At 64.2% G+C, this 18,406-nt stretch carries 18 protein-coding genes; 11 read left to right on the top strand and 7 right to left on the bottom strand.

Annotated features, from left to right (window positions below):
• Positions 1-76: 76 nt before the first annotated feature.
• The gene (locus tag ACQR1W_RS19675; protein ID WP_434852331.1) at positions 77-1,468 is read right to left on the bottom strand and encodes an NAD-dependent succinate-semialdehyde dehydrogenase; all 1,392 of its coding nucleotides are present in this window, start codon (positions 1,466-1,468) and stop codon (positions 77-79) included.
• Between the two features lie 183 nt (positions 1,469-1,651).
• On the opposite strand from ACQR1W_RS19675, the gene ACQR1W_RS19670 reads away from it, so the two are divergent.
• Positions 1,652-2,647 (top strand): NAD-dependent epimerase/dehydratase family protein, encoded by a 996-nt coding sequence (locus tag ACQR1W_RS19670; protein WP_434852330.1) that lies wholly within the window; start codon positions 1,652-1,654, stop codon positions 2,645-2,647.
• 163 nt (positions 2,648-2,810) lie between these two features.
• Here ACQR1W_RS19670 and ACQR1W_RS19665 read toward each other — a convergent pair whose 3' ends face one another.
• Together ACQR1W_RS19665 and ACQR1W_RS19660 are read right to left on the bottom strand one after the other, a co-directional pair.
• Positions 2,811-3,320 carry a hypothetical protein gene (locus ACQR1W_RS19665; protein WP_434852329.1) on the bottom strand — a complete coding sequence of 170 codons (510 nt, stop codon included), beginning with the start codon at positions 3,318-3,320 and terminating at the stop codon, positions 2,811-2,813.
• Between the two features lie 104 nt (positions 3,321-3,424).
• Positions 3,425-3,874, bottom strand: a complete 450-nt coding sequence (locus ACQR1W_RS19660; protein ID WP_434852328.1) for an Hsp20 family protein — start codon at positions 3,872-3,874, stop codon at positions 3,425-3,427.
• A 296-nt stretch (positions 3,875-4,170) separates the two neighbouring features.
• On the opposite strand from ACQR1W_RS19660, the gene ACQR1W_RS19655 reads away from it, so the two are divergent.
• On the top strand, positions 4,171-5,268 hold the full coding sequence (locus ACQR1W_RS19655; RefSeq protein ID WP_434852327.1) for a trypsin-like peptidase domain-containing protein: 1,098 nt from the start codon (positions 4,171-4,173) through the stop codon (positions 5,266-5,268).
• A 16-nt stretch (positions 5,269-5,284) separates the two neighbouring features.
• Here ACQR1W_RS19655 and ACQR1W_RS19650 read toward each other — a convergent pair whose 3' ends face one another.
• The 4 genes from ACQR1W_RS19650 to ACQR1W_RS19635 form a co-directional block, all read right to left on the bottom strand.
• Positions 5,285-6,031 (bottom strand): SDR family oxidoreductase, encoded by a 747-nt coding sequence (locus ACQR1W_RS19650; RefSeq protein ID WP_434852326.1) that lies wholly within the window; start codon positions 6,029-6,031, stop codon positions 5,285-5,287.
• A gap of 216 nt (positions 6,032-6,247) precedes the next feature.
• Positions 6,248-7,651 carry a M20/M25/M40 family metallo-hydrolase gene (locus ACQR1W_RS19645; RefSeq protein ID WP_434852325.1) on the bottom strand — a complete coding sequence of 468 codons (1,404 nt, stop codon included), beginning with the start codon at positions 7,649-7,651 and terminating at the stop codon, positions 6,248-6,250.
• A 14-nt stretch (positions 7,652-7,665) separates the two neighbouring features.
• Positions 7,666-9,003, bottom strand: coding sequence for a glycosyltransferase family 87 protein (locus ACQR1W_RS19640; RefSeq protein ID WP_434852324.1), 1,338 nt, complete (start codon positions 9,001-9,003; stop codon positions 7,666-7,668).
• A 34-nt stretch (positions 9,004-9,037) separates the two neighbouring features.
• The gene (locus ACQR1W_RS19635; protein WP_434852323.1) at positions 9,038-10,648 is read right to left on the bottom strand and encodes a helicase HerA-like domain-containing protein; all 1,611 of its coding nucleotides are present in this window, start codon (positions 10,646-10,648) and stop codon (positions 9,038-9,040) included.
• A gap of 324 nt (positions 10,649-10,972) precedes the next feature.
• On the opposite strand from ACQR1W_RS19635, the gene ACQR1W_RS19630 reads away from it, so the two are divergent.
• The 9 genes from ACQR1W_RS19630 (at position 10,973) to scpA (ending at position 18,305) form a co-directional block, all read left to right on the top strand.
• Positions 10,973-11,341 (top strand): hypothetical protein, encoded by a 369-nt coding sequence (locus tag ACQR1W_RS19630; RefSeq protein WP_434852322.1) that lies wholly within the window; start codon positions 10,973-10,975, stop codon positions 11,339-11,341.
• Positions 11,342-11,364: 23 nt separating this feature from the next.
• On the top strand, positions 11,365-11,772 hold the full coding sequence (locus ACQR1W_RS19625; RefSeq protein ID WP_434852321.1) for a DUF4332 domain-containing protein: 408 nt from the start codon (positions 11,365-11,367) through the stop codon (positions 11,770-11,772).
• Positions 11,773-11,847: 75 nt separating this feature from the next.
• Positions 11,848-12,708, top strand: coding sequence for a dihydropteroate synthase (gene folP / locus ACQR1W_RS19620; RefSeq protein WP_434852320.1), 861 nt, complete (start codon positions 11,848-11,850; stop codon positions 12,706-12,708).
• Positions 12,705-13,070 (top strand): dihydroneopterin aldolase, encoded by a 366-nt coding sequence (folB, locus tag ACQR1W_RS19615; RefSeq protein ID WP_008971687.1) that lies wholly within the window; start codon positions 12,705-12,707, stop codon positions 13,068-13,070. Before folP ends, folB begins: the two co-directional genes overlap by 4 nt.
• The gene (gene folK / locus ACQR1W_RS19610) at positions 13,070-13,570 is read left to right on the top strand and encodes a 2-amino-4-hydroxy-6-hydroxymethyldihydropteridine diphosphokinase (protein WP_434852319.1); all 501 of its coding nucleotides are present in this window, start codon (positions 13,070-13,072) and stop codon (positions 13,568-13,570) included. Before folB ends, folK begins: the two co-directional genes overlap by 1 nt.
• A gap of 85 nt (positions 13,571-13,655) precedes the next feature.
• On the top strand, positions 13,656-15,524 hold the full coding sequence (locus ACQR1W_RS19605; RefSeq protein ID WP_434852318.1) for a methylmalonyl-CoA mutase family protein: 1,869 nt from the start codon (positions 13,656-13,658) through the stop codon (positions 15,522-15,524).
• Positions 15,525-15,526: 2 nt separating this feature from the next.
• On the top strand, positions 15,527-15,991 hold the full coding sequence (locus ACQR1W_RS19600) for a GFA family protein (protein WP_434852317.1): 465 nt from the start codon (positions 15,527-15,529) through the stop codon (positions 15,989-15,991).
• A complete protein-coding gene (locus ACQR1W_RS19595; protein ID WP_434852316.1) occupies positions 15,991-16,152 on the top strand; it encodes a hypothetical protein in 162 nt (53 codons plus the stop codon). Before ACQR1W_RS19600 ends, ACQR1W_RS19595 begins: the two co-directional genes overlap by 1 nt.
• Entirely contained in the window at positions 16,149-18,305 is a 2,157-nt protein-coding gene (gene scpA, locus ACQR1W_RS19590) for a methylmalonyl-CoA mutase (RefSeq protein WP_434852315.1), read from the top strand. Before ACQR1W_RS19595 ends, scpA begins: the two co-directional genes overlap by 4 nt.
• The last annotated feature ends 101 nt before the right edge of the window (positions 18,306-18,406 follow it).

Here is an 18,406-nt window from a genome sequence, read left to right as displayed (position 1 = left end):
CTGTCCGAATTCACGGACAACCGCCGGGCAGCGTCACCATCGTATTCAGGGCTTCACTCCGTCAGCCTCAATGGCCTCAGAAGCGAGCGTCGATATCAACCACATCGATGAGCTTGTGATTGACGAACTCCTTCAATCCCAGCCCGAGCAGCTCACGACCATAGCCTGACCTGCGGATGCCGCCGAACGGCAGATCGGCCTCGACCTTGGTCGGATGGTTCACGAACACCATGCCGGTCGAGATACGCTTGGCGACGTCGGCACCACGAGCCGTGTTGGATGTGAACACCGATCCGCCGAGGCCGAAAGGCGAATCGTTGGCGATGCGCACGGCATCGTCCTCGTCCTTGGCCCGGAACAGCATCGACACCGGCCCGAAGAACTCCCAGTAGCGTGCTGGATTGTCCTCGCGGACCTCCGTCAGGATCGTCGGCTGTACGAAGGCGCCCCGGTTCGGCACCGGCGGTCCGACCTCCTCTGCTTTTGCGCCCAGCTTCACGGCCTCGCGGATTTTCTCCCTCACCTCGTCGGCAGCCCCCTGCGACGACAGCGGCGCCAAGCTCGTCTTGAGGTCGAACGGGTCGCCAGCAACCAGGCCCGCGACGCCCTTGCGGTAGCGTGTGAGGAACTCGTCATAGACCGGATCAACGACAATCATGCGCTTCGACGAAACGCAGACCTGACCGCCGTTCCAGTGGCGACCGAACACCGCCCACTTCGTGGTCTTGTCGAGCTCCGCATCTGCCAACACGATGAAGGCGTCGGCACCGCCAAGCTCCATGGTCGATTTCTTGAGCGCCTTGCCCGCGTGTGCCGCAACGAGTGAACCCGCAGCCTCGGAGCCTGTCAGCGCGACCCCGTGGACCCGATCGTCGTTGAGAATCAGCTCGATCTGCGACCGGGTGGCATAGAGATTCCTGAACGCGCCCTGCGGCAACCCCGCCTCCGCCATCAGTCGCTCGAAGGCGGCCGCAGATTGCGGCACGTTGGAGGCATGTTTCAGGAGCAGCGTGTTGCCGGCCGAAAGCTGCGGCGCCAGGATGCGGGCGATCTGGTAGTAGGGAAAATTCCAGGGCTCGATCGCCAGCAGGACACCAAGCGGTTCATGCACGAGAACGGCATCGCCTTCGGCCGCATCGAACACCGGCAGCTTTTCCGGCGCGAGCAGCGCCTCGGCGTGGCGGACATAATATTCGAAGATCTTGGCGGAGAGCTCGACCTCGGCCTTGGCTTCGCCGAACAGCTTGCCCATTTCCAGCGTCAGCAGCTTTGCGTAGGCGTCGCTGTCACGCCGCAGAAGATCGGCCGCCTTCTGAAGGATACGGCCGCGCTCGCCAAACGACGTCTGCCGCCAACTGAGAAACGCCGCATGCGCACTGCTGATCGCGGCTCGCACGTCATCATCGGTCGCATCCGGAAAGGAGGCAAGCGTCTCACCCGTGTACGGGTTGATGGTTTGATAGGCCATTTGTCATTACTCCGTTCGAGCGCCCTCTTGCCCGTTCTGCGCGACCAGGCGGCGAGATCCTTGCGGATCGAACCATGTGCGTGTACGCCGCATGCCGCATCGCAGGCTAATGACCGCACGAAGGTGCGCGTTGACCAAAATCAACCGGCCGGAGGTCGTGCGCTGGTCGCGACGGAGTGAACCATGACGTATCTGGTGACCGGCAGCTCCGGCCATCTCGGCGAGGCGCTCGTCCGCACGCTGCAGGCGCGCAATTGCGACGTGCTCGGAATCGACATCCTGCCTGGCGCCTTCACGGATCGGGTCGGCTCGATTGCCGATCGCGACTTCGTGCGCCGATCGATGCAGGGCGTCGCCACCGTCTTCCACGCCGCAACCTTGCATAAGCCGCATGTGGCGACCCACAGCCGCCAGGCCTTCGTCAACGTCAACATCACCGGCACGCTGAACCTGCTCGAAGAGGCGGCGGCCGCCGGCGTCACGGCCTTCATCTACACCAGCACCACGAGCGTGTTCGGCGACGCCTTGATTCCGCCGGCCAGCGAGCCAGCGGCCTGGGTGACCGAAAGCGTCACGCCGGTTCCGAAGAACATCTACGGCGTCACCAAAGCCGCTGCCGAGGATCTCTGCCAGCTGTTCGCGCGCAACCAGTCCCTGCCCACCATCGTGCTGCGGGTCTCGCGCTTCTTTCCTGAAGCGGACGATAACGCCGAGCTGCGCGACGCCTATGCTGAAGCCAACGCGAAGGTGAACGAATTCCTGTACCGCCGCGTCGACATCGAGGATGTCGTGGATGCGCACCTGCTGGCCGCGGCCCAGGCGCCAGCGGCGAGATTTGCGAAATACATCATCAGCGCCACCTCGCCGTTCTCGGCGGAGGATCTCGCGGAGCTGCGCCGGCACGCGCCGCAGGTGGTGCGACGTCATGTTCCCGACTATGAGCCGGAATATGCGCGGCGCGGTTGGACCATGTTCGCTGGGGTCGACCGGGTCTATGTCAACGAGAGGGCACGCCTGGAGCTCGGCTGGCGGCCGCGCCACGATTTCCGATCGATCTTGGCGCGGCTTGAGGCCAACCAGGACTTCCGCAGTCCGCTGGCGCAGGCGATCGGCAGCAAGGGCTATCACGACCGCAGTTTCGCTGACGGCCCCTACCCGGTCGGACACGGGCCGAGTTAAGAGGCCCAACGCTGCGTAACTGGACCGGGCCGCGCGAATGTGCTATCTGGAATTCACACACCCTCTACACGTCTTGGAATGAAACGCCGCCCAATTCCGGGCGGCGTTTTTGTTTGGCGAGCTTAGGACGTGCGGGTCCGCGCAAAGCGACGGCGCTTTGCGTTCAGCTCTGCAGCTCTTCGGCAAGCCTGCGTTCGACGAAGCGCCGCTCGTGATCTGCAAGCTTGGTTGCGAGCAGGCTCCGATAACGTCGCACATTGGCTTCGCGAGAGAAGCGGGCCCGGGGGGACAGCCGGATCGGACGACCGCGCAGACCGTGCGCCGGCATTCCGCCCTCTCCATCCGGCGAGCCCGCCCGCGCGTCCACGTTGATCGGAGACGGGACCCGCATCGCCGCACCGCCCCGCGGTCGCGGCGGCTGATCCTCCCCGTCAAGCTGCCGCAGCGCGCCGAGGATGTCGGCGAGCCGAAGCGGCTCAGGAACTCCCGGGATCTTTCGCAGCGCCGGCTGGTCCTCGATTGCGTACATGTCGGACGCCCAGGACGACAGGATCAGCCGTTTCTCCGCGGCGGACAGTCTGTCATCGCGGAGTACCGCAGCCGGGGATGCATAGTGCGAGACGGGATGAAACGCGGCCTCGCCGAGATTGATCGAAATACTGCGCTCGTTCATGTCGTGTGTCTCCTACCAATGCTCCTTTCGCAGAGACAGTTTTGTGAATGCGGAAGCGGCCGGTCGGCCGCCTCCGCGAGGGAACGGATCAGGCCGTCTGGACCTCAAGCGGCTTTCTGCTGCACGATGGTCTCGACCGGCGCGACGCCGATCGCGATGCGGCGCGGCTTCATCGCTTCCGGAATCTCACGCACCAGCTCGATCCGCAGCAGGCCGTTGTCGAAAGAGGCGTTCGTCACCTGCACATAGTCGGCAAGGTTGAACTGCCGCTTGAACGGACGCGCGGAGATGCCCTGATAGAGATATTCGCGGGCATCCTTGTCGGTCTTGCGGCCTTCCACCGTCAGCACGTTGGCTTCGGCCGTGATGGCGAGCTCGTCCGGGCTGAAGCCCGCAAGCGCCAGCGAGATCTGATAGCGGTCTTCGCCGAGCCGCTCGATATTGTAAGGGGGATAATGGTCCTCGACCGCGCGCTGCGTCTCGTCGAGCAGATCAAACAGCCGGTCGAAGCCGATGGTCGAACGCCAGAGCGGCGTAAAGTCATAAGTCCTCATAGCCAAGTCCTCCTAAGAGCAAGATGGATACGAAGGAGCACAAGGCCGGTGCCAGACCTGGTTGGTACGGGACCGGTCCTGCGCCCAGGCAGTTCGCCGGGCCCGACAGGGCGCCCGGCGCCGCTTGCGGCGGCAACAAGCGACTTAGAAAAACGGAAGTCGGTTTCAAGAGGGAGGTCGAAATTTTTTGGCGGTCCAAGAGAACGATTGCCAAACATGGTCTTGACCGCGCCCCGACATTTTCCCAGCTAAATCGGCGCCAAAAATCCTTTATCAGCCTGTTCGAGGGGTGAACGATGCAGCTTCTGTGTTGGGTCCGGCCTTTGCTGATCGCGCCAGCCGTCCTGCTCTGCCTGTCCGTGGTTCCGGCCGACGCTCAAATTCCGGACCTGAAGCTCGGGCGGGTGCCGACCCTGGCCCCCCTGGTCAAGGAGGTGACGCCGGCGGTGGTCAACATCTCGGTCGAAGGCCGGCTCCGCGAGGACAATCCGCTCTATCACGATCCGCTGTTTCGCGAGTTCTTCGACGTCCCCAAGCAGGTCGAGAAGCAGTTCAGCGCCACCGGCTCCGGGGTGATCGTCGATGCCCAGCGCGGCTATGTGATGACCGCCAATCACGTCGTCGAGCACGTGACGTCGGTGCAGATCCGGACCAAGGACGGCCGCAAGTTTGCAGCGCGCCTGGTCGGCCGCGATCCCGCCACCGATATTGCGCTGCTGCAGATCAGCAATCCCGGCGATCTCAAGGCGATCGCGCTTGGCGACAGCGATGCGCTGGAGGTCGGCGACTTCGTGATCGCGGTCGGCAATCCGTTCGGTCTCGGCCAGACCGTGACATCGGGCCTCGTCAGCGCGCTCGGGCGCACCGGCCTCGGCAAGCAAGGCTATGAGGATTTCATCCAGACCGACGCGGCGATCAATCCCGGCAATTCCGGCGGCGCGCTGATCAATCTGCGCGGCGAGCTGGTCGGCATCAACACCGCGATCATCTCGCCGGGCGGCGGCAATGTCGGCATCGGCTTTGCCGTGCCGATCAACATGGCGCGGCGGGTGATGGAACAGCTGGTGCAGAGCGGACGGGTCGACCGCGGCCGCATCGGCGTCACGCTGCTGGATCTCGACGCGCCCGCCAACGGCCATGTTCAGGGCGCGCAGATCGCTGATGTCGGCGCCGGTTCACCGGCGGAACGGGCCGGCCTGCGCAAGGGCGACATCATCGTCAAGGCCAATGATGTGCCGGTGCGCAGCGCCACCCAGGTGCGCAACCTGATCGGGCTGACGCCGGTCGGCCAGCGCGTCCGCCTCACCTTCGAGCGCGATCGCGCGCAAGGCAATGCCGTGGTCGAGGTGGCGCCCATTCCGGAGGAGCGGGCGCGCCCGCGAACCTCGGGGTGAATGGCTGGCTGACTAACTAAGAGGCCTTCGCGAGCCATGCGTCCAAACCGGTCGGACCGAGGCGTGCCGGGCCAAGCGGGACCAGCGAACGGTCATCGATGGGCGCGCCATAGTACGAAGCCTTGGGATCGCCGAGAACGGGACGGGCGTCCCCTGCCGCCTTCAAGCGGCGCGCCACGAAGGTGTTGAACGGCGCTTTCTCCGGACCGGCGATGTCGATCGTCGCGTTGAGCGGAGCACCGGTCGCGACCTCGGCAAGCACACTCACGATGTCATCGGTCGCGATCGGCTGAAACAATGCCGAGGGAACGATGATCTTGCCGTCGACGACGCCGCCATCGGCAATCGCGCTCAGGAACTCGAAGAACTGCGTGGCGCGAACGATCGAATATGGCAGGCCGGACGATTTGATCACCTGCTCCTGCGCCACTTTGGCACGGAAATAGGCGATAGCCGGCGTGCGGTCGGTGCCGACAATCGACAGCGCGACGTGATGCCTGACCCCTGCCGCAGCCTCCGCAGCGACCAGGTTACGGCTCGACGTCTGGAAGAAGTCGAGCACAGCGGCCGGCTCCCAGCTGGGAGCATTGGAAACGTCGACCACGATCTCGGCGCCGGTGAGTGCGTCAGCAAGACCTTCGCCGGTCACGCTGTTGACGCCGGTCTTTGGTGAAGCAGCAGCAACATCATGTCCTCGCTGCCTGAGTGTCGCGACCAGTTTCGATCCGACCAGGCCCGAGCCGCCAATCACGACGATCTTCATGACATACTCTCCTGTCCAGCCAACGATCTTCACTGCTTGATGACAGCAGGAAGATCTGGCTCAACGAGGTTAGCATGCGTCGTGCACATCCGGCGCGGGAACCCTCGCAAACTTCCGAGAGCGCCATAGAGGAGCAGATGGTCAGATAGCTATGCGGAGGCTCGCGAAAGAGAGGTTTCGCCGCGTTCCGCAACGACTGGGGCGCTGCTGGGCCTCCTACCGCGGCAGTTCCGCCAGCGCTGCAAGGATACGCGCCCAAGAGCGGATGCCCTTGTGGTAGCTCTTGAGGTCGTACTTCTCGTTCGGCGAATGGATGTTGTCGTCGTCGAGACCGAAGCCGACCAAGAGCGAGTCGAGGCCGAGTGTCTTCTTGAAGTCGGCGACGATCGGGATCGAGGCTCCGGAGCCGATCAACAGCGCCTCCTTGCCCCATTCGTCGGTCAGTGCCTGCTTGGCGGCGGCGAGCGGCTTCATGTTCCAATCGAGCGCGATCGCAGGGCCCGCCGAATGGTCGCCGAACTCGACCGAGCAGTCGCCGGGAATGCGGGCCGAAACGAATTCGCGAAACGCCTTGCGGATCTTCGCGGGGTCCTGGCCCTCGACCAGGCGGAACGACACCTTGGCTGATGCGTGTGCGGGGATGACCGTTTTCGAGCCCTCGCCGATATAACCGCCCCAGATGCCGTTGATGTCGCAGGTTGGACGCGATGAGATCTGCTCGATCAGGAGGCGATCCTTCTCGCCCGCCGGAATCGACAGGCCGATCGGCTTCAGGAAACTTTCCGGCGTCAAATTGAGGCGCTTCCATTGCTCCAGGACGTCAGGCGGCAGATCCTTCACCCCGTCGTAGAAGCCGGGGATGGTAATGCGGCCGTTGTCGTCGAACAGGCGGCCGAGGATCTCGGTCAGCACCCGGATCGGATTGCGCGCGCCGCCGCCGAACACGCCGGAATGCAGGTCGCGATTGGCGGCCTTGATCTTGACCTCCTCATAGAGGAGGCCACGCAGCGCCACCGTGATCGCGGGCGTGTTCGGGTCCCACATGCTGGTGTCGCAGACCAGCACGTAGTCGGCCTTGAACTCGTCCTTGTTGGCTTCGAGGAACGGCACGAAATTCTTCGAGCCGACCTCCTCCTCGCCCTCGATCATCACGGTGATATCGAGCGGCAGCGAGCCGGTGACCGCCTTCCAGGCCCGGCATGCCTCGACGAAGGTCATCAGCTGGCCCTTGTCGTCCTCGGCGCCGCGCGCGACGATGATCTTGCGGCCGTCGGCATGATCGGTGACCACAGGCTCGAACGGCGGCCGATGCCAGAGCTCGAGGGGATCGACCGGCTGCACGTCGTAATGTCCGTAGAACAGCACCTGCGGCTTCAAGCCGCCATGACCGTTGCTCTTGCCAATGACGGCCGGATGGCCGGCGGTCGGCCGGACCTCGGTTGCGAAGCCGAGGGACGCGAGGTCCTTGGCGAGATGTTCCGCTGCCGCTTTGCAGTCTGCAGCGAAGGCCGGATCGGCCGAGATCGACTTGATCCGGATCAGCGCGAACAGCCGCTCCAGGCTGTTGTCGAAATCGGCATCGATGCGGTCGAGGACGGATTGAAGCTGCGCGCTGGCCATGGTCGCCAATTCCTTCAAGCTGATTGCTGCGCCGGTTTTAGCTCCGTTGGCCGCGGCGAGCCAGCGACCTCCTGCAGAGGCGGATGCAGGATATGCCAGACCAGCGCGCCGGCCATGACGGCGGTCGCGGCAAGATTGTTGCCCCAGGCCTGGATATCCTTCGGAAACGGCGGCAAGGACAAGAGAAGCAGGATGCCGGAAAGCGCGAGCGCCAGCCAGGTCCAGAGCCGCACCTGCGGCCGCGGATCATAGGCGGCGCGATGCATCAACACCGTCATCGGGAAGAACAGCCACATGAAATAATATTGCCGCGCCAGGGGCGAGGCTACGGTCATCAGGCAGAACAGGATGCCGAGTTCCTCGGCATCGGAGCGCGGCGTGCGCCGCTTCTCGCGCGGCATCACCGCGAGGAATCCCAGGCCCAGCGCCAGCGACACCGCGAGCACGACGAGGTTGGCTTCCTTGAAGGAGATGTCGACGACGTTCATCGTCGCCGCCGGCTTGGACGGATCGTCCTGGTTGTAGTTCACCGGGCGTGTCAGCCGATGCGTGACCGCGATGATCGACTGATTGACCCAGGACCAGTTCTGCTCGTCGCGCTGGCCGAAGCCTTTCTCCGAACTCCCGCCGACCATGCCCTGATACCAGGTCTTCAGTTCATCGACATTGTGCTGGAAGCCGCGCACCGGCGCCGGCACCACGAACAGAAACACCAGCGTGAACACGATCATGCTGACCGCTGCCGCCCATTGCCGGCGCCAGACCAGATACGGCAGCACCGCGACCGGGAACACTTTGATCGCAGTTGCGAGTGCAAACATGCTGCCGCCGAGCCATGGTCGTGCATATGGCCGCGCGTGCTGCATCAGCCAGAAGCCGTAGAGCATCAGCGCGAGCAGCATCAGGTTCGGCTGGCCGAGGTCGAACATGTCGAACACGAAGCTGATCGTCACAAAGCCCGGCAGGAAGTACAGCCATTGATTGGGCACCCTGCCCGACCCGGTCATCGCATGAGAGAGCTGCGCCGTCATCCACCACGCCACCACGTTGAGCAGTGCCAGGCAGCTGTAGAGCGCAACCTTGCCGAACCAGGCCGGAATCGCGAGCAGCACCGCCGGGAACGGCGGGTAGAGAAAGGCGAAATAGTCAGCCAGATTTTGTGGATAGAGATCCGCGCCACCGAGCACCTGCTGGCCGGCCCAGTACCAGAGTGGATAGTCCTTGCTCTTGCCGTGGCCCCACAGCTCCGGGACCAGCACATCGCCGACGAGCAGCACACAACAAATCAAGAAGAGTATGTCGACCGGCGCGCGCAGCGACGGCCATCTCAAGCTAGACGAAGTTTTGGACATCAGCAGGTCACGCAATCAGCAGACATGTTTATCGTCATCGCCGCAGCAATCCGCCGAGCGCACCACGTACCAACGAGCGGCCGATCGAGCCGCCGAGCGAACCTCCGACCTCTTTACCCAGATCGGCGGCGGCACCGCCGACAACTTTGTCGGTCACCGAGCGGGCGATATTGCGGGCGATCAGCTGGCCGGTTGACAGCCGGCCGCGCCTGACATTGGTACCGAAGATGGTGGCGGCGATATCGCCGATCTTGCCAAGCACGCCGCCGGATGAGCTTTCCGCGGTCGCGGCCGTGCCGGCGATCCGCTTCTGCAACATTTCGTAAGCGGACTCCGCATCGATCGCGGTGTCATATTTGCCCTTCACCGGGCTCGCATCCATGATCGCCTTGCGCTCCTCCGGCGTGACCGGCCCGATCCGCGCCGACGGCGGCCGGACCAGCACGCGCTCGACCATCGCGGGCGTGCCGTTGCCTTCAAGAAACGACACCAGGGCCTCGCCCTTGCCGAGTTCCATGATCACTTGCGCGGTGTCGAGCTTCGGATTGGGACGAAAGGTTTGGGCGGCGGCAGCAACAGCCTTCTGATCGCGCGGCGTGAACGCGCGCAGTGCGTGTTGCACGCGATTGCCCATCTGGCCGAGCACACGATCCGGCACGTCGAGCGGGTTCTGCGTCACGAAATAGACGCCGACGCCTTTGGAGCGGATCAGCCGCACCACCTGCTCGATCTTGTCCATCAGCGCCTTCGGCGCGTCATTGAACAGAAGATGCGCTTCGTCGAAGAAGAAGACGAGCTTCGGCTTGGCGAGGTCGCCGACTTCGGGGAGTTCCTCGAACAGTTCGGACAACATCCAGAGCAGGAAGGTCGCGTAGAGCCGCGGGTTCTGCAACAGTTTGTCGGCAACCAGGATGTTGACCATGCCGCGCCCGTCGCGGTCGGTGCGCATGAAATCCTGCAAGGACAGCGCAGGCTCGCCGAAGAACTTGGTGCCGCCCTGGTTTTCCAGCACCAGCAGCTGGCGCTGGATTGTTCCAATCGTGGCGCGCGTCACATTCCCGAACGACTGTGCGGCCTTGCGGATCGAGGCCAGCGGATCTTCCTCGCCGTCGGCACTCTTTTTGGCCGCCTCGGGAATGATCGCGTCGAGCAGCGCGCGCAGATCCTTCATGTCGATCAGCGTGAGCCCGTTATCGTCGGCGACCCGGAACGCGACGTTGAGCACGCCTTCCTGCACGTCGTTCAAGTCGAGCATGCGCGCCAGCAGCAAAGGTCCCATCTCGGTGACGGTCGCGCGCACCGGATGCCCCTGCTCGCCGAATACGTCCCAAAATACCGTCGTGAACTGGTCCGGCTGATAGGTCAAACCAAGTTCGCTCGCACGCTTGACGATGAAATCCTTGGGCTCGCCAACCTCCGCGATCCCTGACAGATCGCCTTTGATGTCGGCTGCAAAAACCGGAACTCCCGCGCGCGCAAACCCTTCCGCCATCACCTGCAATGTCACCGTCTTGCCGGTGCCGGTGGCGCCGGTGACCAGGCCGTGCCGATTGGCAAGTGCCAGCGTCAACCAGGCCGGCTGCTCCCCTTTGCCGACGAAGATCTTGTCCCCGGTGTCAGCCAGGGATGTTCCGGAGAGTGCCATTATAACGGGTCTTTCACTCGTTTCTGTCTTGCGTTTGCAGTCGGCATCGGCCTGCTGGCATCATACTTGATCTCAAGTCCATTGAAACCAGCACTGCCTCAATTGACGGTCACACCGCCAATCGCGCTCCGCCGCCATGCGGTCAGAGCAGATATCGCGCGATTTGTCCGCAACTTTCATACCGCGTCTTGCACGGCTGCAACACTTTTGCCGCGATCGCGAATCGGCTCGCGCATTCGTGTTGTCTTTCATTGGTCGTCCGATCAAGATAATTCCTTAGCTGTGAAGTCCGGTCTTGGGGGGCCGGATCGAGGACGGGGCAAGATGGACGACAAGGTTGAGCGGCCGACCGCAAGGATCGGCAACGGGAGAGGTGTATCTGACGCGTCGGCAGAGACCGTCGGCATCATCCTCAGCTTTCGCCACGACGAAGGAACCTTCGGAACAGGTTCATGTGCGGATCGACGCCATCCCGCGCGCGGAGGCCGCGATTCCTGCAGCAATGAAGGTCGATCGGCGCCGCCACGCGATGGGCGCGTTCGAAACAGTCGGCATCCACTCGATGAGCGCGATCTCTGGATCGCCAACATGCAGGCCGTTGCAGGTGAACTTTTCAAGTTCCGCCGCGACAAACTCCAAGCCGATCGAATGGGCGCGATCGTGGGCACACCGGGGCTGAGCCACTTCGCCTGAAGCACCTTCGCATATTGAACATCATGACATATCCTATCTCCGAGATTGAAGACATGACCGCCTTCGCTACGTCCAAGCTGAAGGCGCTTGGCATCCGGACCACCGACGCACTGCTCGAAGCCGCCCGCACCCCGAAGGGCCGCAAGGCACTGGCCGCCAAGACCGGCATCAGCGAGCAGCAACTGCTGGAGTGGGCGAACGTCGCCGACTACATGCGGATTCCCGGTATGGGCAAGGCCAAGGTGGGGCTGGTGCGTGCAGCCGGCGTGACCACGGTGCGCGAGCTCGCTCATCGCAACCCGGCGCGGCTGGCGCAGAATATCAAGGAGGTCAATACCAAGCGCAAGCTGGTGCGGATCCTGCCTTCGGAAAAATCGATCGGACACATGATCGAACAGGCGCGAAAACTGGACCCAAAGATCAGTTATTGAAGCGGAAGGCCGCGCCAAACCGGCCCACGCCGAGCCGACCTTGACTCCGTGGCTGCGACCGCGCAAAGCGGCAGCATGAGTGCGCCCGTGCCACAATCCCATCCGACGCCGGCTTCAGCGGCGCATCCGCTGCTGCGCGGATGGCTGGCGCGGCCGTATCCGGCCGTGATGGGCATTCTCAACGTGACGCCGGATTCGTTCTCGGATGGCGGTCGGTTCGACGCGCCGGACCGCGCACTCGACCAGGCCAGGCGCATGATCGCCGAGGGCGCCGATATCATCGATATCGGCGCAGAATCCACCCGCCCCTATGTCGGCGCGGCGCCGGTGTCAGCCGAACAGGAACTGTCGCGACTTGAGCCTGTTCTCCGAGATGTCGTCTCGCTCGGTGTGCCGGTCTCCATCGACAGCATGAAGGCCGAAGTGGTCGCATTTGCATTGGAGCAAGGCGCTGCGATCGCCAATGATGTCTGGGGCCTGCAGCGCGATCCAGATATGGCAAAGATCGTAGCCGCCCACGACGTGCCTGTCGTCGTGATGCACAACCGCCTCTCCGTCGATCCCGCGATCGACATCATGACGGACGTGCGCGACTTCTTCGTCCGCTCGCTGGACATTGCCGCAAAGGCCGGCATTCCCGAGGGCAATCTTGCGCTCGATCCCGGCATCGGCTTTGGCAAGACGCCGGAGCAGAGCATGACGATGCTGGCGCGGCTCGATGAACTCGCCCGCTTCGGCCTGCCGATCCTGGTCGGCGCCTCGCGCAAGCGCTTCATCAGTTCCGTCGCGCCGTCGGAGCCGCACCAGCGCCTGGGCGGATCGCTTGCGGCGCACCTTATTGCCGCGAGGCACGGCGCCAAGATCATCAGGGCCCATGACGTCGCCGAGACAGTACAAGCATTGCGCGTGGCCGCCGCGATTGAGATGAAACGATGACCGACACGATTTTCATCAAGGGGATTCTGGTCCACGCCCGTCACGGGGTGCTGGAGCATGAGAACGAAGTCGGACAGCGCTTCGTGATCGACCTCGAGCTTTACACCGATCTGTCTGAATCGTCGCGAACCGATAAGCTTGCGGATACCGTTTCCTACTCGAACGTGGTCGCAAGCGCGACTGCCGCTTTCAAGGACACCAATTACAGATTGCTGGAGCGCGCCGCCGGTGCCGTTGCCGACGCGATCCTGTCGAGCTTCGAGCGGATCCATGCCGTCAAGGTCACCGTCCACAAGCCCCACGCGCCGATCGCCGCGATCTTCGAGGACGTCGGCGTGGTGCTGACGCGCTCACGAAAATAATGGCGAGCGCGCTGATCGCTCTCGGCGGCAATGTCGGCGATGTGCAGGCGACCTTTCAGCGCGCCATCCCCGAAATCTGCCGGCGCGCTCAGGCGCGGCTCGAGGCGCGCTCCGCCGATTACCTCACCCCGCCCTGGGGCGAGACGCAGCAGCCGCCCTTCATCAACGCCTGTCTTGCGATCGAGACGCAGCTCGATCCGCATGCGCTGCTCGCGACCTTGCACGAGGTCGAGCAAATCTTCGGCCGCGACCGGGCGCAGGAGAGCCGCTGGGGACCGCGGACGCTCGATCTCGACCTGATCGCCTATGACGATGTCGCGATCGACACGCCCGAGCTGAGCTTGCCGCACCCGCGCCTGTTCGAACGCGGTTTCGTGCTGGTGCCGCTGGCCGAGATCGCTCCCGACCGGCTGATCGCCGGCCGCCGCGTCCGGGACGCACTTGCAAATGTTTCGCACGACGGAATCACGCGCCTGCCCGCTCCCCGCCAGCCGTCTTAGGAGCCGAAACAACCGTTTGGCTTGGCCAGCGCGGCGTGGCAATTTGCGGCCAACGTGAAGCAGGCGCCCGGGAGAGTTAAGCCGAATGACATCCGTAACCGAGGAGCTGCGGTTGGCCGCCGAGTTCGCGCCGGCTGGCTACGATCAGTGGCGCAAGCTGGTCGACGGCGTGCTGAAGGGCGCGCCTTACGAAAAGCTCGTCGGCAAGACCTATGATGGCTTGGCCATTCAGCCGATCTACAGCCGCGCCAAGGATGCGTCCCTGCTGGCCGGCCGCTCCGCGGCAGCCCCGTGGCAGATCATGCAGCGGGTCGATCATCCTGACGTCGCCAAAGCCAATACCCAGATCCTGACCGACCTCGAGAACGGTGCCACCGGTCTCGAGATCGAATTCCAGGGCGGCCCCGGCGCGCGCGGCTTCGGCATCGCAGATGCGGAGCCAGCAACGCTGCAACGGCTGTTCCAAGGCGTCATGTTCGATGCCGGCATCTCGATCGCACTCAATCCCGTGCTCGGCCGCGGCAACGCTGGCGAAGCGCTTGCATCCCTCATCGAAGCCCACAACGTCGATCCCGCCGGGGTCGATCTCCGCATCAACTATCAGGCGCTTTCCACCATTGCCGTCCGCGGCAGCGCTGCCGCTGCGTGGTCCGAGATGGAGGGGCCGTTTGCAAAGGTGGTGCACAGCCTCATGGACCGCGGCTTCAGGCGGCATCTGGTGCTGGCCGATGGCCGCCCGATCCACGACGCCGGCGGATCGGAAGCGCAGGAGCTCGCCTTCGCGCTCAGCCTCGGGCTCGCCTATCTGCGCACGCTGGAGGCAGCCGGTGTCGCGCTCGACGACGCCCGCGCGGCGCTGTCGTTTCGGCTCTGCGCCGATGCCGGCCAGTTCCTCACATCAGCGAAATTCCGTGCCCTGCGTCTGCTGTGGGCGCGGATCGAGCAGGCTTGCGGCCTGGCGCCGAAGCCCCTGTTCATCGCCGCCGAAACCGCCTGGCGCATGCTGACGCAGCGTGACCCCTACGTGAACATGCTGCGCGCCACGATCGCCGTGTTCTCCGCAGGCCTCGGTGGCGCCAACGCGATCACCGTGCTGCCGCACACGCTCGCGCTCGGCCTGCCGGATGGGTTCGCGCGACGGGTGGCCCGCAACACCCAGCTGATCCTGCTGGAAGAGAGCAATCTCGCCCGCGTCGCCGATCCCGCGGCCGGCTCCGGCGGCATCGAAGCCCTCACCAAGGAGCTGTGTGAAGCCGCCTGGGCACTGTTCCAGGAGATCGAAAAGGCCGGTGGCGCGTTCGCTGCATTGCAGGTCGGCCTGATCCAGACCAAGGTCGGCGCGACACGTCAGGCGCGCGCCGCCAACATTGCCAAGCGGCGCGAGGTGCTGACCGGCGCCAGCGAGTTTCCCAACCTGGACGAAGCCGATGTCGCGGTGGACGCGGCCTTGCCGGTCCCGCTCGCGCCTGTGGCTTCGCCGAAAATCAGCTTCCAAGCTCTTGCCCCTCTGCGGCTTGCCGAGCCGTTCGAGCGGCTGCGCGACCGCTCCGATGCCCTGCTCAAGAGCAAGGGTAACAGACCGTCCGTATTCCTGGCCAATCTCGGCACGGCCGCCGACTTCACCGCGCGCGCCACTTTCGCCAAGAGCTTTTTCGAAGTCGGCGGCATCGCTGCGATCAATGGCGAGGGATCATCTGACCCGGTCGCGCTGGCCACAGCCTACAAGGCGTCCGGCGCCGCGCTGGCCTGCCTCTGCTCGTCCGACAAGGTCTACGCTGACGCCGCTGTTTCAGCCACCAAGGCCCTCAAAGAGGCCGGTGCACGGCATATCTATCTGGCAGGCCGCCCCGGGGAGCAGGAGGCGGCGCTGCGCACGGCTGGCGTCGATGGCTTCGTCTTTGCCGGCTGCGACGCGCTGACAACGCTCGAGGACGCCTATACGCATCTGGAGTGAGCATGACCGACGACACCAAGCCTCTCCTGACCGGCGGCTGCCAATGCGGCGCCGTCCGCTTCGCGTTCAAGACCACGCCGAGCAAGGTCAGCATCTGTCATTGCCGGATGTGCCAGAAGGCGGCCGGCGCGCCGTTCGCCTCCTTTGCCGAGATCGATCGCGAGAACTTCGCCTGGACCCGCGGTCGGCCTGGAACCTTCCGCTCCTCGACTATCGCCGAACGCTTCTTCTGCGCCGCGTGCGGCACGCCGCTCGGCTTCGGGCGCATCGATGGGCCGCGCATCGAGATCATGACCGGCAGCTTCGACCGGCCTGACCGCGTGGTCCCGACCCGCCAATACGGCACCGAATCGCGGCTCGGGTGGGTGGTCGGAATCTCCAACCTGCCGAGCCAGACCACGATGCAGAATTATGGACCCGAGAAGATGGCGACCATCACAAGCCACCAGCATCCGGATCATGATTGATGTTTCACCTGGCCTTTAGGATTGTTGAGCTGTTCTTGGAATTCGTGCCGCGGCTGTTCTCGGACGCGATGCAGAACAAGGGCTTTGACGATCCGGCCTACACGAAGAATGTCCAGGAACTGATCGCACGCAACAAGCGATTTGAGGAAGTCCAGGAATGAGCCGGATACCGAACTTTGCCGATATCACCTTCGCGCCCACGGCCGTCCCGGTGCCCCCTGGCGCTGCCGACCCCTGGCTCACGCCGGAAGGCATCCTGGTGAAGCCGGCTTATGGCGAGGCCGATCTCGCCGGCATCGATTTCCTCGACACCTGGCCGGGCATCGCGCCCTACCTGCGCGGCCCCTACCCGACGATGTATGTCAACCAGCCCTGGACGGTCCGGCAATATGCCGGCTTCTCTACGGCGGAGGATTCCAACGCGTTCTACCGGCGCAATCTCGCGGCCGGGCAAAAGGGCCTGTCGGTCGCCTTCGACCTCGCCACCCATCGCGGCTATGATTCCGACCATCCGCGCGTCGCCGGTGACGTCGGCATGGCCGGCGTTGCGATCGATTCCATCTACGACATGCGCACGCTGTTCTCCGGCATTCCGCTCGACCAGATGAGCGTGTCGATGACCATGAACGGCGCGGTGCTGCCGGTTCTCGCGCTCTACGTCGTTGCCGCCGAGGAACAGGGCGTGCCGCCGGAAAAGCTGTCGGGCACCATTCAGAACGATATTCTGAAAGAGTTCATGGTGCGCAACACCTACATCTATCCGCCGTCGCCTTCGATGCGGATCATCTCCGACATCTTCGCCTTCACCTCGCAGCGGATGCCGAAGTTCAATTCGATTTCCATTTCCGGCTACCACATGCAGGAGGCCGGCGCGACACAGGACCTCGAGCTCGCCTACACGCTGGCCGACGGCGTCGAATATTTGCGCGCCGGCATCGCCGCCGGCCTCGACATCGACCGCTTCGCACCGCGGCTGTCGTTCTTCTGGGCGATCGGCATGAACTTCTTCATGGAGGTGGCGAAGCTGCGCGCGGCGCGCCTGCTCTGGGCCAAGCTTCTGAAGCCGTTCAATCCGAAGGACCCGCGCTCGCTGTCGCTGCGCACCCACAGCCAGACCTCCGGCTGGTCGCTGACCGCGCAGGACGTCTACAACAACGTGGTGCGGACCGCGATCGAGGCCATGGCGGCCACGCAAGGCCATACTCAGTCGTTGCACACCAATGCGCTCGACGAAGCTTTGGCGCTGCCCACGGATTTCTCCGCCCGCATCGCCCGCAACACGCAATTGTTCCTGCAGCAGGAGAGCGGCACCACCCGCATCATCGATCCCTGGGGCGGCTCGTACTATGTCGAGCGGCTCACGCAGGATCTCGCGGCCAAGGCCTGGGGCCACATCCAGGAGGTCGAGGAGCTCGGCGGCATGGCCAAGGCGATCGAGGCCGGGGTGCCGAAGCTGCGCATCGAGGAAGCCTCCGCCAGGACGCAGGCGCGGATCGATGCCGGCCGGCAGTCGGTGATCGGCGTCAACAAGTACAAGCCGACCGACGAACCACCGCTCGACGTGCTCAAGGTCGACAATTCAACGGTGCGGCGGCTGCAGATCGACAAGCTGTCGCGGCTGCGATCCGAGCGTAATCAGACCGAGGTCGATGCGGCGCTTGCCGCGCTGACCCGCTCGGCCGGTGAAGGCAATGGCAATCTCTTGGCCCTCGCGATCGATGCCGCGCGCGCCAAGGCCACCGTCGGCGAGATCTCCGACGCGCTGGAGAAAGTGTTCGGCCGCCACCGCGCCGAGATCAAATCCATCACCGGCGTCTACAAGCGGGAGGCCGCGAGCATGTCTGCCAAGGTCGACAAATTGCAGGCGCTGATCGAGGCGTTCGAGGAGGCCGAAGGGCGCAGGCCGCGCATCCTGGTCGCCAAGATCGGCCAGGACGGCCACGACCGCGGCCAGAAGGTGATCGCCTCGGCCTTCGCCGATCTCGGCTTCGACGTCGATATCGGGCCCTTGTTCGCCACCGCCGACGAAGCGGCCCGCCAGGCGGTCGAGAACGATGTTCATATCCTCGGCGTGTCATCGCTCGCCGCCGCCCATCTCACCGCAGTGCCGGAATTGAAGGCGGCGCTGAAGAAGCAGGGGCGCGAGGACATCATGATCATTGTCGGCGGCGTGGTGCCACCGCAGGATTATGACGCGCTCTACCAAGCCGGCGCCGAGGCGATCTTCCCGCCAGGCACCGTGATCGCCGATGCCGCCGAGGAGCTGATCCATAAGCTCAACGCCCGCCTCGGCCACAGCGAGGCGGCGGAGTAGCCGACGTTCAAGCCGCTGAGCTCTCTTTGGTGTCACGGCGCGGCCGGTGCAGCCGCGTGATGCCGGCAATTGAACCTGCTGCGGGCGGGATCGCACAGATC

Source organism: Bradyrhizobium sp. HKCCYLS1011 (genome assembly GCF_051167795.1).
Lineage (GTDB): Bacteria > Pseudomonadota > Alphaproteobacteria > Rhizobiales > Xanthobacteraceae > Bradyrhizobium.
The sequence above is the reverse complement of the archived record's forward strand: the minus strand, read 5'-3'. Positions and strand labels throughout refer to the sequence as shown.

Excerpts from the sequence above, each read along its gene's own strand:
- ACQR1W_RS19675 (WP_434852331.1), bottom strand. The coding sequence starts at position 1,468 with ATGGCCTATCAAACCATCAACCCGTACACGGGTGAGACGCTTGCCTCC.
- ACQR1W_RS19670 (WP_434852330.1), top strand. The coding sequence starts at position 1,652 with ATGACGTATCTGGTGACCGGCAGCTCCGGCCATCTCGGCGAGGCGCTC.
- ACQR1W_RS19665 (WP_434852329.1), bottom strand. The coding sequence starts at position 3,320 with ATGAACGAGCGCAGTATTTCGATCAATCTCGGCGAGGCCGCGTTTCAT.
- ACQR1W_RS19660 (WP_434852328.1), bottom strand. The coding sequence starts at position 3,874 with ATGAGGACTTATGACTTTACGCCGCTCTGGCGTTCGACCATCGGCTTC.
- ACQR1W_RS19655 (WP_434852327.1), top strand. The coding sequence starts at position 4,171 with ATGCAGCTTCTGTGTTGGGTCCGGCCTTTGCTGATCGCGCCAGCCGTC.
- ACQR1W_RS19650 (WP_434852326.1), bottom strand. The coding sequence starts at position 6,031 with ATGAAGATCGTCGTGATTGGCGGCTCGGGCCTGGTCGGATCGAAACTG.
- ACQR1W_RS19645 (WP_434852325.1), bottom strand. The coding sequence starts at position 7,651 with ATGGCCAGCGCGCAGCTTCAATCCGTCCTCGACCGCATCGATGCCGAT.
- ACQR1W_RS19640 (WP_434852324.1), bottom strand. The coding sequence starts at position 9,003 with ATGTCCAAAACTTCGTCTAGCTTGAGATGGCCGTCGCTGCGCGCGCCG.
- ACQR1W_RS19635 (WP_434852323.1), bottom strand. The coding sequence starts at position 10,648 with ATGGCACTCTCCGGAACATCCCTGGCTGACACCGGGGACAAGATCTTC.
- ACQR1W_RS19630 (WP_434852322.1), top strand. The coding sequence starts at position 10,973 with ATGGACGACAAGGTTGAGCGGCCGACCGCAAGGATCGGCAACGGGAGA.
- ACQR1W_RS19625 (WP_434852321.1), top strand. The coding sequence starts at position 11,365 with ATGACATATCCTATCTCCGAGATTGAAGACATGACCGCCTTCGCTACG.
- folP (WP_434852320.1), top strand. The coding sequence starts at position 11,848 with ATGAGTGCGCCCGTGCCACAATCCCATCCGACGCCGGCTTCAGCGGCG.
- folB (WP_008971687.1), top strand. The coding sequence starts at position 12,705 with ATGACCGACACGATTTTCATCAAGGGGATTCTGGTCCACGCCCGTCAC.
- folK (WP_434852319.1), top strand. The coding sequence starts at position 13,070 with ATGGCGAGCGCGCTGATCGCTCTCGGCGGCAATGTCGGCGATGTGCAG.
- ACQR1W_RS19605 (WP_434852318.1), top strand. The coding sequence starts at position 13,656 with ATGACATCCGTAACCGAGGAGCTGCGGTTGGCCGCCGAGTTCGCGCCG.
- ACQR1W_RS19600 (WP_434852317.1), top strand. The coding sequence starts at position 15,527 with ATGACCGACGACACCAAGCCTCTCCTGACCGGCGGCTGCCAATGCGGC.
- ACQR1W_RS19595 (WP_434852316.1), top strand. The coding sequence starts at position 15,991 with ATGTTTCACCTGGCCTTTAGGATTGTTGAGCTGTTCTTGGAATTCGTG.
- scpA (WP_434852315.1), top strand. The coding sequence starts at position 16,149 with ATGAGCCGGATACCGAACTTTGCCGATATCACCTTCGCGCCCACGGCC.